Origin of the sequence: Paenibacillus agaridevorans (assembly GCF_003112455.1) — a bacterium.
In the GTDB taxonomy this organism is placed as follows: domain Bacteria; phylum Bacillota; class Bacilli; order Paenibacillales; family Paenibacillaceae; genus Pristimantibacillus; species Pristimantibacillus agaridevorans.
Map to the genome: position 1 here is coordinate 12,199 of NZ_BDQX01000315.1, position 579 is coordinate 12,777.

Consider the following 579-nt stretch of genomic DNA (forward strand, 5'->3'; position numbering starts at 1 on the left):
GGGATCGCGATTTCGCGGCGGTGAAGCTCTGGTGGAAAAAGGCCGAGGAAACGTCGTACAGCGGCGAACCGCTGGAGATCGGCCGGGAACTGCAATGGGCGGAGGCAACGGGGCTGTCGCCGTCGACGGATTACGATTTCCGCGTAATCGCGGTCGATGCGGCGGGCAATGAATCGGAGCCGGCATTGCTCAGGCTTGCGGGGGCGCGCGACGAAGTTGATGTATCGCCTCCGCCTCCCGTAGCGGGGCTGAAGGCGACGGCGACGGAGGCAAGAAAAGTGCAGCTCGCTTGGGAGGAGCCGATCCAGCCGGAACAGATGTCGTCGGCAACGATCGTATGGACGCCGGACAACAATCCTGCCCTCATTCGGGAGACGCAAGTGGCTGCCGGTACACGTACGGCGGCGATTGAAGGACTGGAGCCGTCGACGGATTATACGTTTGCTGTATCGGCGGTTGACGGAAGCGGGAATGTATCAAGTCCCATGTACTTGAAGGTGCGCACCGCCGCAGCAACGGACGGGGGCGGGGGAGGCGGCCAAAGCGGCGGAGGTTCGGCTCCGGGCGGCGAGCCGGAAC

General features: G+C 64.1%; 1 protein-coding gene. It reads left to right on the forward strand.

Features of this window, described 5'->3' with window-relative positions:
* On the forward strand, window positions 1-579 hold a 579-nt coding region (locus PAT3040_RS25120), incomplete at both ends, for a fibronectin type III domain-containing protein (protein WP_146200545.1).